General features: G+C 42.3%; 2 protein-coding genes. Both read left to right on the top strand.

What is annotated here, in order from left to right:
* Positions 1-160 precede the first annotated feature (160 nt).
* Positions 161-355 (top strand): helix-turn-helix transcriptional regulator, encoded by a 195-nt coding sequence (locus tag GMD4S_RS12495; protein WP_001082470.1) that lies wholly within the window; start codon positions 161-163, stop codon positions 353-355.
* Positions 356-370: 15 nt separating this feature from the next.
* Positions 371-714: DUF3278 domain-containing protein (locus GMD4S_RS12490; protein WP_000712419.1), on the top strand; the 344-nt coding region annotated here is incomplete at its 3' end.

Genomic DNA, 714 nt, shown 5'->3' with positions numbered 1-714 from the left:
CCTATCTATTTTACCACAAATCTGACCAGCTTGCACTTGTCAGACAAGGCTAAGTTTCTTCGAAAAAAATTCTCAAAAATATGTCATATATACTTGACACCTCATCCCCAAAAGAATATAATATAGTCAAATATATACGACATATCAGAAAGGAGACCCTATGAATCGTGTGAAAGAATTCCGCAAGGAACTGGGCATTTCCCAGCTCGAGCTCGCCAAAGATATCGGTGTCTCGAGACAGACCATCAACATGATTGAAAATGACAAGTACAATCCAACCCTAGAACTCTGTCTCAACCTCGCCCGCAGCCTCCAAACTGACCTCAATAGCCTCTTTTGGGAAGACGATTTTTAAAAAAGGAGCAAACAAATGAAAAAAGAAACTCTCACTGAAAAACTTATCAAACGTACATACGGCATTTCTGGCCCCCTTGACGAACACAAACGGCGCGAGGCCGATCGTATCGGGAATCAGGTCTTTATCGTTCTCTTTTATCTCATGATATTTGGCAACCTCATCCCCTTTGTCCTTGCTTATAAATACCCACAAATTGTCGCTATCGGCTATCCTCTCGTGGTGTTTGGCATTTCGATGATGGCTGCCCTCTATGTGGTCTCTCAAACCAAGAAAACGGGCATCACAGCTATTGATCCCGAAATGTTGAGTCAGAAAGAAAGCAAACAGCTATATTTTCCTGGTCTAAAAGCCGGTCT

The sequence above is a fragment of the Streptococcus sp. GMD4S genome, from assembly GCF_000296955.1.
This window is presented reverse-complemented; position numbering and strand designations above follow the sequence as displayed.